Below are 12619 nucleotides of genomic sequence, written 5' to 3'. Positions count from 1 at the left end.
CAAAGGGTACTCCTGGGGAGAACAGCGGGTGACAAGTGCGGCATTCCGGTTGTCAGTGCCCCGTGCTTAGCTGGGGGCATGATCGAAGAGTTCCTTGAGCACGTCCTCGGCGGCCGTACGACCGAGGTGGAGGAGGCGGTCCGCAAGGCGGCCGCCGCCGAGATCATGCCGCGCTTCCGGCAGCTCGCCGCGCACGAGATCGTGGAGAAGAACGGGCCGCACGACCTGGTCACCGTCGCCGACCGGGCCGCCGAGGCCCACCTCACCACCTCGCTGACCGCCCTGCTGCCCGGCTCCGTCGTCGTCGGCGAGGAGGCCGTCCACGCCGACCCCGCCGTGTACGAGGCACTGCGCGGCGACGCGCCCGTCTGGATCGTCGACCCCGTCGACGGCACCCGTCAGTTCGTCCACGGCGACCCCGGCTTCTGCACCCTCGTCGCCCTCGCCGTCCGCGGCGAGCTCCTCGCCTCCTGGACCTTCGCCCCGGCCCTGGACCTGATGGCGGTCGCGGTGCGCGGTCGCGGGGCCACGCTCAACGGGCAGCCGATACGGTCGGGTTCGCCGGCGCCCGGCGAGGTCCTGGAGGTCGCCGCCTCCCACCCCGACTACACCACCCCGGAGCAGAAGCAGGCCCTGCTCGGCCTGCGGGTGGAGGGCGTCGCCCCGCGTCCGTGCGGCTCGGCCGGTCTCGAGTACCTCGCCGTGGCCCGCGGCGTGCTCTCCGGGACCGCCTTCTCCTGGGAGTACGCGTGGGATCACGCGGCCGGACTGCTCCTCGTCGTCGAGGCGGGCGGCGCGCACACCACGATCGCCGGGGAGCCGTTCCGTATCGCCGGAGGGAACGCACTGCCGTTCACGGCAGCCAGGGACGCGGCCACCGCCGAACGGATCCGGACGCTTCTCGGGGGCGCGTGAGGCGCGGGGGTCCACCGGCCTATCCTGAGAGCCTTGGCCATCGGCTGACGAAGGAGTCCGAAGGTGACGAACGAGACGTCGATGCTCGATGCCGTCGTCGTGGGAGCGGGCCCCAACGGACTGACCGCGGCGGTGGAGTTGGCCCGGCGCGGCTTCTCCGTCGCCGTCTTCGAGGCGAAGTCGACGGTCGGCGGCGGCGCCAGGACCGAGGAGCTCACCCTCCCCGGATTCCGTCACGACCCCTGCTCAGCCGTGCACCCCCTCGGCGTCGGCTCGCCCGTCTTCAAGACGATGCCGCTGGAGCGGTACGGCCTGGAGTGGCTCCACCCGGAACTGCCCATGGCCCACCCCTGGGACGACGGCACCGCCGCCGTCCTGGCCCGCTCCGTCGCCGAGACCGCCGCCTCCTTCGGCCCGCGCGACGCCGGGGCGTACCGCCGGCTCGTCGCCCCCTACATCGGCAAGTGGGACACCCTCGCACGGGACTTCATGCAGCTCCCGCTCACCGGACTGCCCCGCGACCCCGTCACCCTCGCCCGCTTCGGCATCGACGGACTGCCGCCCGCGACCTGGCTGATGCGAAGGTTCCGGGACGAGAAGGCCCGCGCGCTCTTCGCCGGCCTGGTCGGCCATGTCATCGCCCCGCTCGGTGGCTTCGCCACCGGAGCCGTCGGCCTCGTCTTCGCACTCGCCGCGCACGCCGGAGGCTGGCCGATGCCCCGGGGCGGCTCGCAGTCGATCTCCGACGCCCTCGCCGCGTACCTCAAGGACCTCGGCGGCGCCGTCCACACCGACTACGAGGTCAAGCGGCTCGACGACCTGCCGCCCGCCCGCGCCTACGTCTTCGACACCTCGCCCACCGCCCTCGCCCGGATCGCCGGCTTCGGCGGGCACTACGACCACTACAAGTACGGCGCAAGCGTCTTCAAGATCGACTACGCGCTCGACGGGCCCGTGCCCTGGACCGCCGAGGAACCCCGGCGCGCCGGCACCGTCCAGATCGGCCCCACCGCCGGCGAGATCGACACCGCCCTGCACCAGGCCTCCTCCGGCACCGCCCCCGACGCGCCCTTCCTCATCACCGCCCAGCCGAGCCTCGTCGACCCTTCCCGCGCCCCCGAGGGCAAGCACGTCTTCTGGGCGTACGGACACGTGCCGAACGGCTGGCGGGGCGACCTCACCGACGCCATCGAGCGTCAGATCGAGCGCTTCGCACCCGGCTTCCGCGACCGCGTCCTGGCCCGCGCCACCGCCGGACCCCCCGAACTCGCCGACCGCAACGCCAACTACGTCGGCGGAGACATCGCCTGCGGAGCCGCCCGAGGCCTCCAGCTCGTGCTGCGTCCCACGCTCTCGCTCCGCCCCTACGCGACCCCGCACCCGGCGGTCTTCCTCTGCTCCTCCGCGACCCCGCCCGGCCCCGGAGTCCACGGCATGTCCGGCCACAACGCGGCGAAGGCGGTCTGGCGCCGACTGCGAAAATAGACTGCCCCCATGGCCAAGTACTTCGACGTGCACCCCGACAACCCCCAGCCGCGCACCATCGGCTCGGTGGCCGACAGCATCCGGAACGGGGCGCTCGTCGCGTACCCGACCGACTCCTGCTACGCCCTCGGCAGCCGACTGGGCAGCCGCGACGGCATCAGCCGCATCCGCGCGATCCGCGACCTCGACGACCGCCACCACTTCACGCTCATGTGCCAGAACTTCGCCCAGCTGGGCCAGCTCGTGCACATCGACAACGACGTCTTCCGCGCGGTCAAGGCCGCGACCCCCGGGCCGTACACCTTCATCCTGCCCGCCACCAAGGAGGTGCCGCGCCAGCTGCTGCACCCCAAGAAGAAGACCGTCGGCGTCCGCATCCCCGACCACGTCGTCACCCAGGCGCTCCTCGCGGAACTCGGCGAACCGCTGCTCTCCAGCACGCTGCTCCTGCCCGACGAGGCCGAACCCCTGACGCAGGGCTGGGAGATCAAGGAGCGCCTCGACCACCAGGTGGACGTGGTCGTCGACTCCGGCGACTGCGGCACCGAACCGACCACCGTCGTCGACTTCTCCAGCGGGGAGCCCGAGATCGTCCGGCGCGGGGCCGGGGACACGACGCGGTTCGAGTAGGGAGAGGGACAGGGCGGGGACAGGGGGCGGGGTGCCGGGAGCAGGCCACCGCTCCCGAACCGGCCCTTACGGTCAGGACCGTGAGCGCCGTACGGTCGTGCGAGCAGCCGCTCGCCGGAACCGACGGAGGACCGAGTCTCGTGATCGTCATCGCCCAGGTCAGTGACATCCATGTCGACGGGGAACCGCGCAGCGTCGACCGCACCCGCGCGGTCCTGCGCTACCTGGAGGAGCTGCCGTACGACCTGGCGGCCGTCCTCGTCACCGGGGACATCGCCGACCACGGGACGGCGAACGAGTACGCGGTCGTCCGTGAGCTGCTGACCTCCCGTCACCCGCTGCTCGTCTGCCCCGGCAACCACGACGACCGCGCCGCCTTCCGGGCAGGCCTCCTCGCACCGGCGGAGGGGGTCACGGCCCGCCCGGACGCGCCCGTCAACCAGGTGCTCCGGGGCGAGGGCTTCGTCGTGGCCCTCTGCGACTCCTCGGTGCCGGGCAAGGACGAGGGCTTCCTGGAGGACGAGACGCTGGAGTGGCTGGACGGCGTCCTCGGCTCCACCCCGCGCGAGGTGCCCGTCCTCGTCGCCTTCCACCACCCGCCGGTCCCGCTGCACACCCCGTACGTGGACGGGATCCGGCAGTTCGGCGAGGAGCGGCTCGCCGCCCTCGCCGAGCGCCACCCCCACCTCACGGCCTTCCTCGCGGGCCACGCGCACACGGCGGCCGCCACCACCTTCGCCGGGCGCCCGCTCCTCGTGGCACCCGGTGTCGTCTCCGCCCTCCGCCTCCCCTGGGAGAACCCGGGGCCGGACTCGCCGCACGTCCACCTCGATCTGCCGCCCGCGCTCGCCTTCCACGTCCTCGCCGAGGACGGCAGGCTGACGACCCACTACAGGACCGTCGCCATGTGAGGTGACGTCCATGTCGTTTTCTCGCCAGCCCGCGAGCCGCCCGTCCCCGATCCTGGAACCATGCACACCGAAACCGAGCGCTGCGTGCGGGCCGTCCAGTCGAAGGACGCCCGCTTCGACGGCGTGTTCTTCACCGCCGTCCGCACCACCCGGATCTACTGCCGGCCCAGCTGCCCGGTCGTCCCGCCCAAGCCCGAGAACATGGAGTTCCACCCGAGCTCCGCATCCTGCCAGCGCGCCGGATTCCGGGCCTGCAAGCGGTGCCGGCCCGACACCAGCCCCGGCTCGCCCGAGTGGCACGTCCGGGCCGACGCCGTCGCCCGCGCCATGCGGCTCATCCAGGACGGCGTCGTCGACCGGGAGGGCGTCCCCGGGCTCGCCCGGCGGCTCGGCTGGTCCACCCGCCAGATCGAGCGCCAGCTCCTCGCCGAGCTCGGCGCCGGACCGCTCGCCCTCGCCCGCGCCCAGCGCGCCCAGACCGCCCGGGTCCTCATCGAGACCACCCCGCTGCCGATGGGCGAGATCGCCTTCGCCGCCGGCTTCTCCTCCATCCGGACCTTCAACGACACCGTCCGCGAGGTCTTCGGCCTCACCCCCGGGGAGCTCCGCGCCCGGGCGACCCGCCCCCACGCCGCCAAGGCCGCCACCACCCCCGGGGTGATCAGCCTCCGGCTGCCGTTCCGCGCGCCCCTCGAACCGTCCAACCTCTTCGGGCACCTCGCCGCGACCGCCGTCCCCGGCGTGGAGGAGTGGCGCGACGGTGCCTACCGGCGGACGCTGAGCCTCCCGTACGGACACGGCATCGTCGGCCTCGCACCCCGCGCCGACCACATCGCCTGCCGCCTCTTCCTCACCGACCCCCGCGACCTCACCCACGCGATCAGCCGCTGCCGAAGGCTCCTCGACCTCGACGCCGACCCCGTGGCCGTCGACGACCGGCTGCGCACGGACCCGCTCCTCGCGCCCCTCGTCGACGCGGCGCCCGGCCGCCGGGTGCCCGGGACCGTCGACCCCGCCGAGTTCGCCGTCCGGGCCGTCCTCGGCCAGCAGGTCTCCACCGCAGCCGCCCGCACCCACGCGGCCCGTCTGGTCACCGCGTACGGCACCCCCATCGACGACCCCGAGGGCGGCCTCACCCACCTCTTCCCCGGCCCCGAGGCCCTCGCCGCGCTCGACCCGGAGAGCCTCGCCCTGCCGCGCAGCCGCCGCACCACGCTCCTCACCCTCGTGGGGGCGCTCGCGGACGGCTCGCTCACCCTCGGCCCCGCCGACGACCGCGAGCAGGCCCGCGCCCGGCTCCTCGCCCTGCCGGGCTTCGGCCCCTGGACCACCGAGATCATCGCGATGCGGGCGCTCGGCGACCCCGACGCCTTCCTCCCCGGCGACCTCGGCGTCCGCCGCGCCGCCGAGGGCCTCGGCCTGCCCGGCACCCCGGCCGCGCTCACCGCCCGCGCCGCCGACTGGCGGCCCTGGCGCGCCTACGCCGTCCAGTACCTCTGGGCCACCGACGACCACCCCATCAACCACCTGCCCGGTGAGGAGAGCTGAACCACCATGCCCGCCACCGTCCGCCACACCGTCGTCGACAGCCCGTACGAGCCGCTGACCCTCGTCGCCGTCGACGGCGTCCTCAGCCGCATCCACATGACCGGCCAGCGCCACCGCCCGCCCGAGGAGACCTTCGGCGAGCCCGACCCCCGCCCCTTCGGCGAGACCGTCCGGCAGCTCGACGCCTACTTCGCGGGCGAGCTCACCGAGTTCGACCTCCCGCTCCACCTGGTCGGCACCCCGTTCCAGCTCCGGGTCTGGGCGGAACTGTGCCGCATCCCGTACGGGGAGACCCGGACGTACGGCGAACTGGCCGAGGCCCTCGGCAACCCCGCCGCCTCCCGGGCCGTCGGCCTCGCCAACGGCAAGAACCCCGTGGGCATCGTCGTCCCCTGCCACCGCGTGGTCGGCGCGAGCGGAAGCCTCACCGGCTACGGCGGCGGCCTGGACCGCAAGCAGCGCCTGCTCGCCTTCGAATCGGGGACGGAGGAACCCGCGGGCCTCTTCTGAGAGCGCCTGCGGGAGCCGCCTACCGGAGCCGGTCGAGCAGCGCGGGCAGCGCCGTGCCGATCGGCTCGCGTACGACCTCGTCGGCGACGGGGTCGTACGGGGTGGGCTCGGCGTTCACGATGATCAGCCGGGCGCCGTGCTCGGCGGCGATCCCCGCGAGCGACGCCGCCGGCTGGACCTGGAGGCTGCTCCCGACCGCCACGAACACCTCCGTGGCCTTGGCGATCGACATGGCATCGCCGAGCACGACCGGGTCGAGCCGCTGCCCGAACATGACCGTCGCCGACTTCAGGATCCCGCCGCACACCCGGCACGCCGGGTCGTCCTCACCGGCCCGCACCCGGTCGAGCGCCTCCTCCATCGAGGAGCGGGCGTGGCACGCCGTGCACACCACCGACCGCGCGGAGCCGTGGAGTTCGAGGACCTTCCGCGCGGGCACCCCGGCGGCCTGGTGCAGCCCGTCCACGTTCTGCGTGATCACCCGCAGCGCGTGGCCGCTCGTCCGCTCGTACGCGGCGATCGCGTGGTGCGCCACGTTCGGCTCGGCGCTCAGGGCGGGTCCGTCGAGTCGCATCCGCCACGAGCGGCGGCGGATCTCCGGGTCGGCCATGTACGGCCCGTACGTGACGAGCCGCTCGGCCTCCGGGTCCTGGCGCCAGACGCCGTTCGGCCCCCGGTAGTCCGGGATGCCCGAGTCCGTCGAGATACCGGCTCCACTGAGAATCGCGACCATCGTCATACGACGAGCCTAGGCAGCGCCGAACCGCTCCCGCGAACGGGTTTTCCGGGTGTGACGGGCCGGGCCGGCGTCATCCCCGCGCGGGGTGACCGTTCTCCAGCTCCACCGGACCCCGGCCCGTCTCCAGGACGTCCAGCGCGGCGAGGACGCGCCGGCCCAGGCTGCCCGGCAGGTGGGCGGTGACCTCCCCGCGGTCGATCAGCTTCCAGGAGAGCAACTCCTCCTCCTGGAGTCGGATCTCCGCGAACCGCTCCTCGGGCAGCACCCCGCCGTCGTACACGTACGCCACGATCGGCGGCCGCTCCGTGCCGTGCGACCAGTCGACGGCGAGCAGCGGGCCGAGCGGGACGTCCAGGCCGATCTCCTCCGCCGTCTCCCGGCGTGCTGCCTCCCGCGGCGTCTCGCCGCCGTCGGACTCGATCGTGCCGCCCGGCAGCGCCCAGCCGTCGCGGTAGTTCGGCTCCACGACGAGGACCCGGCCCTCGGCGTCGCGGAACAGCGCGGCGGCGGCGGCCAGGACGCGGGGGAGGCCGGCGATGTACGCGGCGTAGTCGGTGGTGGTCATTCCGTCAGCTTAGCCAGCCGCAGCGTCCGCTCGGCGAGTTCGGTGATCCGCACCCCGTCGTAGCCGAAGACCGCGCTGCTCACCCGGTCCCGCAGCGGCTCCGACCACTGCGGCGGGATCGCGGCCGCCCCGCACATCACCCCGGCCACCGAGCCCGCCGTCGCGCCGTTGGAGTCCGTGTCGAGGCCGCCGCGCACGGTCAGCGCGATCGTGCGCGTGAAGTCCCCCTCGCCGTACAGGAGTCCGGCGGTCAGGACCGCCGCGTTCGGGACGGTGTGGATCCAGCCGAGCCCCGCCGTCCGCTCCTCCAGCTCGGCCAGCGCCTCGGACCAGCCGAGCCCGGACTCGTACAGGGCGATCGTCCCCCGTACGGTCCGGGCGAGCCGGCTGCTCGCCGGGACCCGCTCCAGACCCGCCTCCAGGGCGGACCGGACGTCGGGCGCGGTGAAGGCGGCGGCGATCAGCGCCGCCGCCCACATCGCCCCGTACACGCCGTTCCCCGTGTGCGAGAGGACCGCGTCCCGGCGGGCGAGCGAGGCGGCCCGGCGCGGATCCCCCGGGCAGGTCCAGCCGTAGACGTCGGCCCTGATCAGCGCGCCGATCCACTCCTGGTACGGGTTGTCGTACGTCGCCGTCAGCGGTGGCCTCAGCCCGTTCGCGAGGTTCCGGTAGGCGACCCGCTCGGCCGTGAACGTCTGGAGGTACGGCAGCCGCAGCAGCCACTCCTCGCCGACCTGTTCGGTCGTGAACGCGAACCCCCGGGTCTCCAGGAGGTGCAGCCCGAGGACCGACCAGTCGACGTCGTCGTCCCGGCAGCTCCCGTCGATCCCGCCGCGCACGCACCGGGGCCACTCGGGACGCAGCTCGAAACCGGTCGCCCCGGGCGGCGGGGGCGGCAGGTAGTCGGTCAGCGGGAGCGCGTCCGTGAGCCGCAGGTACGCGTCGATGTGCGCGCGCGTCCAGTGGTCGCCGCGCTCCACGGGCTTGCCGAGCATGTTCCCGGCGATGCGGCCGGTCCAGCCGCCCAGGATCCGGTCGGCGAGTTCCGCGCGGGTGAGTTCCCTGTGCGCCTGCTCCATGGCGGGTCAGCCCTCCTCTTCCTCCGTGTCGGTACGGGCCTTCGCCGCCCGGCGCAGCCGGTGGTGGTGGCCGCCGCCGCCCTGCTCGGTCATCGCCTCGCCGACCAGCGTCCGCACCGCGTCCCGCATCCCGTGCAGGGGGTGGTGCCGGACCGGGCCCGCCCCTGGGTCCTCCCGCAGCTCCTTCAGGAGCGCGAAGCACAGCACGAGCATGACCACCACGAACGGCAGCGCCACGAGGATCGTCGCCGTCTGGAGCGAGTTCAGCCCGCCGACGACGAGCAGCACCGCCGCCACGGCCGCCATCAGGACGCCCCAGGTCACCACGAGCCAGGTCGGCGGGTGCAGCGAGCGGCGGCTCGTCAGCGACCCCATGACCAGCGAGGCCGAGTCCGCGCTCGTGACGAAGTACGTCATCACCAGGATCATCGCGATGACCGAGGTCACCGTGCCGATCGGCAGCGCGTCCAGCATCGCGAACAGCGAGGCCTCCGGCCCGTCCGCGACCGCCGTCGCCAGGTCCGCCTCGCCCGTCGACTGCAGCCGGATGGCCGTACCGCCCATGACGCAGAACCACACCACGGTCGCGCCGGAGGGGACGAGCAGCACGCCCATCAGGAACTCGCGGATCGTCCGGCCGCGCGAGATCCGGGCGATGAAGGTGCCGACGAACGGCGCCCAGGACAGCCACCACGCCCAGTAGAAGATCGTCCACACGCCCAGCCAGTCGGGGTCCGTGAAGGCGCCCGTGCGGCTCGCCATCGGCAGCAGCTGGTGCAGATAGCCGCCGACCGAGGCCGGGATGGTGTCCAGGATGTAGACGGTCGGGCCGAGGAGGAAGACGAAGAACATCAGGCAGGCGGCCAGGACGATGTTCAGGGTGGAGAGCCACTTCACGCCCTTGTGGAGCCCCGAGAACGCCGACAGGACGAAGGCCGCCGACAGCGAGACGATGATGATCAGCTGGGTGGAGGTGGAGTTCTCCACGCCCATCGTCAGGTTCAGCCCCTCGGCCACCTGGAGGGCGCCGAGCCCCAGACTCGTCGCCGTACCGAAGACGGTCGCGAACACCGCGAGCAGATCGATCGCCTTGCCGGGCCAGGAAGCCGCCCGGCGCGCCCCGATCAGCGGCACGAAGGCCGAGCTCAGCTGGTTGCCGCGGCCCTTGCGGAAGCCCGCGTACGCGAGGGCGAGACCGGCGATGCCGTAGATCGCCCACGGGGTGAGCGTCCAGTGGAAGAACGAGTACTCCATGGCGGTACGGGCCGCCGCGCCCGACCCCGCAGGGACGCCGCTCGCCGGGGGAGGGCTCAGGAAGTGCTGGAGCGGCTCCCCGACCCCGTAGAACATCAGACCGATGCCCATGCCGGCGCTGAACATCATCGCGATCCACGCGAGGTTCGTGAACTCCGGTTCCGAGTCGTCCGCGCCCAGCCTGATCCGGCCGAAGCGGCTCAGCGCGATCACCACGCACAGGACCAGGAAGGTGTCCGCGGCGACCACGAAGAGCCAGGCGAAGTTGGACAGCACCCACTGGAGGGCGGTGGACGAGGCGCTGTCGAAGGAGTCCTCGCCCAGGGCCGCCCAGGCGACGACCGCCACGACGGCCGCGATCCCGATGCCGATGACCTTGACATCGGGCGCGAACCGCTCACGCGGGGTCCGTTCGATCGGTTCCGTACTCATGTGACCCCACTATGGTGCGGAATATCGTCTTATCAGGGGGTGGCACGCCGTCTGGGGGTACGGATAGGGTCGGCCCTGGCGCGACTGCACGTTCGAAAGCAAGGGATGCAAGGTGACGGACGGGGCAGCAACTCAGGTCGCTCACGTACTCGTGGCGGCTGACAAGTTCAAGGGTTCGCTCACGGCCGTACAGGTCGCGGAGCGGGTCACAGCAGGACTGCGACGGGTCGTCCCCGAGCTCACGGTGGAGACGCTGCCGGTGGCCGACGGAGGCGACGGCACCGTCGCGGCCGCGGTCGCGGCCGGCTTCGAGCGCCGCGAGGTGCAGGTCACGGGACCGCTCGGCGAGCAGGTCACCGCGGCCTACGCGCTGCGCGGCACCACCGCGGTCGTCGAGATGGCGGAGGCCTCCGGCCTCCAGCTCCTCCCCGCCGGGGTCTTCGCCCCGCTGACCGCGACCACCTACGGCTCCGGGGAGCTGCTCCGCGCGGCCCTGGACGCGGGGGCGACCACCGTCGTCTTCGGCGTGGGCGGCAGCGCCACCACCGACGGCGGCGCCGGCATGCTCGCCGCGCTCGGCGCCCGCTTCCTCGACGAGGCCGGCGAGCCCGTCGGCCCCGGCGGCGCGGCCCTCGCCGAGCTGGCCACGGCCGACCTGACCGGCCTCGACACGCGCTTCACCTCGGTCGACCTGATCCTGGCCAGCGACGTCGACAACCCGCTCACCGGCCCCAAGGGCGCCCCGGCCGTCTACGGACCGCAGAAGGGCGCCACCCCGGACGACGTCCGCACCCTGGACGCGGCCCTCGCCCACTTCGCCACCGTCCTGGAGAAGGCCATCGGCCCCAAGGCGGCCGAAGCGGCCGTGGCTCCCGGCGCCGGCGGCGCGGGCGGCATCGGCTACGGCGCCCTCATCCTCGGCGCGAGTTTCCGCCCCGGCATCGAGCTGATGCTGGAGGTCCTCGGCTTCGCCCCCGCCCTGGAGCGGGCCACTCTCGTCATCACCGGCGAGGGCTCGCTCGACGAGCAGACCCTCCACGGCAAGGCCCCGGCGGGCGTCGCCGCGGCGGCCCGCGCGGCCGGCAAGGAGGTCGTCGCGGTCTGCGGCCGCCTGGCCCTCCCGCCCGAGGCCCTCGGCACGGCCGGCATCCGCCGCGCCTACCCGCTCACCGCCATCGAGCCGGACACGGCGAAGTGCATCGCGAACGCGGGCCCGCTCCTGGAGGACGTCGCGGCGAACATCGCCCGCGACTTCCTGGCGTAGACGCACGTACGGACGGACGCGTGTACGGGTCCGGGGCGCCGCCCCCGGCCCGTATGGGCGTGCGCGCCCCTCACCCCGAGGCCGTCAGCCGGAACGCGTCCAGCGCCAGCGTCATCTCCGTCAGGTCCCGCGGCCGGGACAGTGAGCGTGACGTCAGCTGTTCCAGCCGCCGCAGGCGGTTGAAGACCGTGTTCCGATGGCAGTACAGGCGGCCCGCCGCCCGGCCCGCCGAGCCCTCGCAGTCCAGCCACACGTCCAGCGTCTCCAGGAGCACCGCCCGGTCCGCCGGGTCCAGCTCCAACAGCCCGCCCAGGACGTCCGAGACGAGCAGGCTCGCCATCTCCGGCTGGCCCACCACCAGCGCCCCCGCCATCCGGCGGTCGAGCCGCACGATCTGCCGACTGCCCGGCGGACACGTGCGCAGGGCCAGTTCCGCGAGGCGGCGCGCCCGGCCCAGCTCGGTCAGGCCGACCACGACCGGGCTGATCCCGCCAGGCCCCGGGCACCGCCCGTCGAGGAGCTCCGACAGCGCGTCCAGACCGGTCTCCCCGGCCAGCGCCACCACCCCGATCTCGCAGTCCGCGCCCATCCGCCACAGGAACCGCACGCCCTCGCCCTGCACCTGCCGGTGGAACGACTCCCGCTCCTCCCGTCGGTCGTAGCGCAGCACCACCACCGCGTACCGCCCCTGCTCCGGCAGGTCCAGGCCCGCCGCCGCACGCGACACCAGCTCGGGCGACCGCTGCCCCTGGAGCAGCGCGTCAAGGAGCGCCTGGAGCTGCTCGTCCGTCCGGCGGCGCAGCTCCGCCTCCGTCGACCGGTACGCCTCCGACGCCGTGTCCGCCTGAGCGTCCACCGCCGACCACACCGTCGTCGCCGACTGCATCAGCGCCGCCAGCTGCGCCGTGTCCTCCCCGGCACCCTCGATCAGCGCGTCCCACACGAGGTGCCCGGCGTGCCGGTACGCGTGCACGACCAGCTCCAGCGGCATGCCCTGCGCGGCCCGGCGCCGGCCCATCGACTCCGCCTGCTCCAGGTCCCGCCGGGGCGAGCTCCGGGGCGCCGAGATCATCTCGATCCCGATCCGCATCGCCTCGTGGGCCTCCTGCCAGTGCTGGTCGTACGGGAGGATCCGCCCGTAGGCGGGCTCGTACGCGTGCAGCTCCTTCAGATGCTCGTCCACCAGCTCCGGCACCCGCTCCAGAAGTGCGGTGCACGCCTGAGCGAGCACCTTCCAGTCGTCACCGGTCCGCCGTCTGCGCCGTCCCATGCCCGGAGGATCCACCG

At 73.6% G+C, this 12619-nt stretch carries 12 protein-coding genes; 7 read left to right on the top strand and 5 right to left on the bottom strand.

Annotation, left to right across the window (positions count from 1 at the left end; genetic code table 11):
* The first annotated feature begins 78 nt into the window (after window positions 1-78).
* From ACIBG6_RS30340 to ACIBG6_RS30315, 6 genes are all read left to right on the top strand, one after another.
* Window positions 79-915, top strand: a complete 837-nt coding sequence (locus tag ACIBG6_RS30340) for an inositol monophosphatase family protein (RefSeq protein WP_399225881.1) — start codon at window positions 79-81, stop codon at window positions 913-915.
* Window positions 916-996: 81 nt separating this feature from the next.
* The gene (locus tag ACIBG6_RS30335) at window positions 997-2400 is read left to right on the top strand and encodes a phytoene desaturase family protein (RefSeq protein ID WP_399226090.1); all 1404 of its coding nucleotides are present in this window, start codon (window positions 997-999) and stop codon (window positions 2398-2400) included.
* 9 nt (window positions 2401-2409) lie between these two features.
* Window positions 2410-3030, top strand: a complete 621-nt coding sequence (locus ACIBG6_RS30330) for an L-threonylcarbamoyladenylate synthase (protein ID WP_329620389.1) — start codon at window positions 2410-2412, stop codon at window positions 3028-3030.
* 140 nt (window positions 3031-3170) lie between these two features.
* A complete protein-coding gene (locus tag ACIBG6_RS30325) occupies window positions 3171-3941 on the top strand; it encodes a metallophosphoesterase (protein ID WP_399226089.1) in 771 nt (256 codons plus the stop codon).
* Window positions 3942-4001: 60 nt separating this feature from the next.
* Window positions 4002-5489 carry an AlkA N-terminal domain-containing protein gene (locus ACIBG6_RS30320; RefSeq protein ID WP_399225880.1) on the top strand — a complete coding sequence of 496 codons (1488 nt, stop codon included), beginning with the start codon at window positions 4002-4004 and terminating at the stop codon, window positions 5487-5489.
* A gap of 6 nt (window positions 5490-5495) precedes the next feature.
* Window positions 5496-5999 carry a methylated-DNA--[protein]-cysteine S-methyltransferase gene (locus ACIBG6_RS30315; protein ID WP_399225879.1) on the top strand — a complete coding sequence of 168 codons (504 nt, stop codon included), beginning with the start codon at window positions 5496-5498 and terminating at the stop codon, window positions 5997-5999.
* 19 nt (window positions 6000-6018) lie between these two features.
* Here ACIBG6_RS30315 and ACIBG6_RS30310 read toward each other — a convergent pair whose 3' ends face one another.
* From ACIBG6_RS30310 to ACIBG6_RS30295, 4 genes are all read right to left on the bottom strand, one after another.
* Window positions 6019-6738 carry an SIR2 family NAD-dependent protein deacylase gene (locus tag ACIBG6_RS30310; protein ID WP_399225878.1) on the bottom strand — a complete coding sequence of 240 codons (720 nt, stop codon included), beginning with the start codon at window positions 6736-6738 and terminating at the stop codon, window positions 6019-6021.
* Window positions 6739-6808: 70 nt separating this feature from the next.
* On the bottom strand, window positions 6809-7303 hold the full coding sequence (locus ACIBG6_RS30305; protein WP_399225876.1) for an NUDIX domain-containing protein: 495 nt from the start codon (window positions 7301-7303) through the stop codon (window positions 6809-6811).
* A complete protein-coding gene (locus ACIBG6_RS30300) occupies window positions 7300-8382 on the bottom strand; it encodes an ADP-ribosylglycohydrolase family protein (protein ID WP_399225875.1) in 1083 nt (360 codons plus the stop codon). The genes ACIBG6_RS30305 and ACIBG6_RS30300 overlap by 4 nt, the downstream gene beginning before the upstream one ends.
* A gap of 6 nt (window positions 8383-8388) precedes the next feature.
* Entirely contained in the window at window positions 8389-10068 is a 1680-nt protein-coding gene (locus ACIBG6_RS30295) for a BCCT family transporter (RefSeq protein ID WP_399225874.1), read from the bottom strand.
* 112 nt (window positions 10069-10180) lie between these two features.
* On the opposite strand from ACIBG6_RS30295, the gene ACIBG6_RS30290 reads away from it, so the two are divergent.
* Window positions 10181-11332 carry a glycerate kinase gene (locus ACIBG6_RS30290; RefSeq protein ID WP_399225873.1) on the top strand — a complete coding sequence of 384 codons (1152 nt, stop codon included), beginning with the start codon at window positions 10181-10183 and terminating at the stop codon, window positions 11330-11332.
* A 70-nt stretch (window positions 11333-11402) separates the two neighbouring features.
* On the opposite strand, the gene ACIBG6_RS30285 is transcribed toward ACIBG6_RS30290, so the two are convergent.
* Entirely contained in the window at window positions 11403-12602 is a 1200-nt protein-coding gene (locus tag ACIBG6_RS30285; protein ID WP_399225872.1) for a PucR family transcriptional regulator, read from the bottom strand.
* Window positions 12603-12619: the final 17 nt, after the last annotated feature.

The sequence above is a fragment of the Streptomyces sp. NPDC050842 genome (assembly GCF_044456565.1).
Lineage (GTDB): Bacteria > Actinomycetota > Actinomycetes > Streptomycetales > Streptomycetaceae > Streptomyces.
Note: the sequence above shows the minus strand (reverse complement) of the source record. Positions and strands in the feature narration are given on the sequence as shown.

Bases quoted from the DNA above. Each gene is read 5' to 3' on its own strand.
- ACIBG6_RS30340 (WP_399225881.1), top strand. From the start codon at position 79: ATGATCGAAGAGTTCCTTGAGCACGTCCTCGGCGGCCGTACGACCGAG.
- ACIBG6_RS30335 (WP_399226090.1), top strand. From the start codon at position 997: ATGCTCGATGCCGTCGTCGTGGGAGCGGGCCCCAACGGACTGACCGCG.
- ACIBG6_RS30330 (WP_329620389.1), top strand. From the start codon at position 2,410: ATGGCCAAGTACTTCGACGTGCACCCCGACAACCCCCAGCCGCGCACC.
- ACIBG6_RS30320 (WP_399225880.1), top strand. From the start codon at position 4,002: ATGCACACCGAAACCGAGCGCTGCGTGCGGGCCGTCCAGTCGAAGGAC.
- ACIBG6_RS30315 (WP_399225879.1), top strand. From the start codon at position 5,496: ATGCCCGCCACCGTCCGCCACACCGTCGTCGACAGCCCGTACGAGCCG.
- ACIBG6_RS30310 (WP_399225878.1), bottom strand. From the start codon at position 6,738: ATGACGATGGTCGCGATTCTCAGTGGAGCCGGTATCTCGACGGACTCG.
- ACIBG6_RS30305 (WP_399225876.1), bottom strand. From the start codon at position 7,303: ATGACCACCACCGACTACGCCGCGTACATCGCCGGCCTCCCCCGCGTC.
- ACIBG6_RS30300 (WP_399225875.1), bottom strand. From the start codon at position 8,382: ATGGAGCAGGCGCACAGGGAACTCACCCGCGCGGAACTCGCCGACCGG.
- ACIBG6_RS30295 (WP_399225874.1), bottom strand. From the start codon at position 10,068: ATGAGTACGGAACCGATCGAACGGACCCCGCGTGAGCGGTTCGCGCCC.
- ACIBG6_RS30285 (WP_399225872.1), bottom strand. From the start codon at position 12,602: ATGGGACGGCGCAGACGGCGGACCGGTGACGACTGGAAGGTGCTCGCT.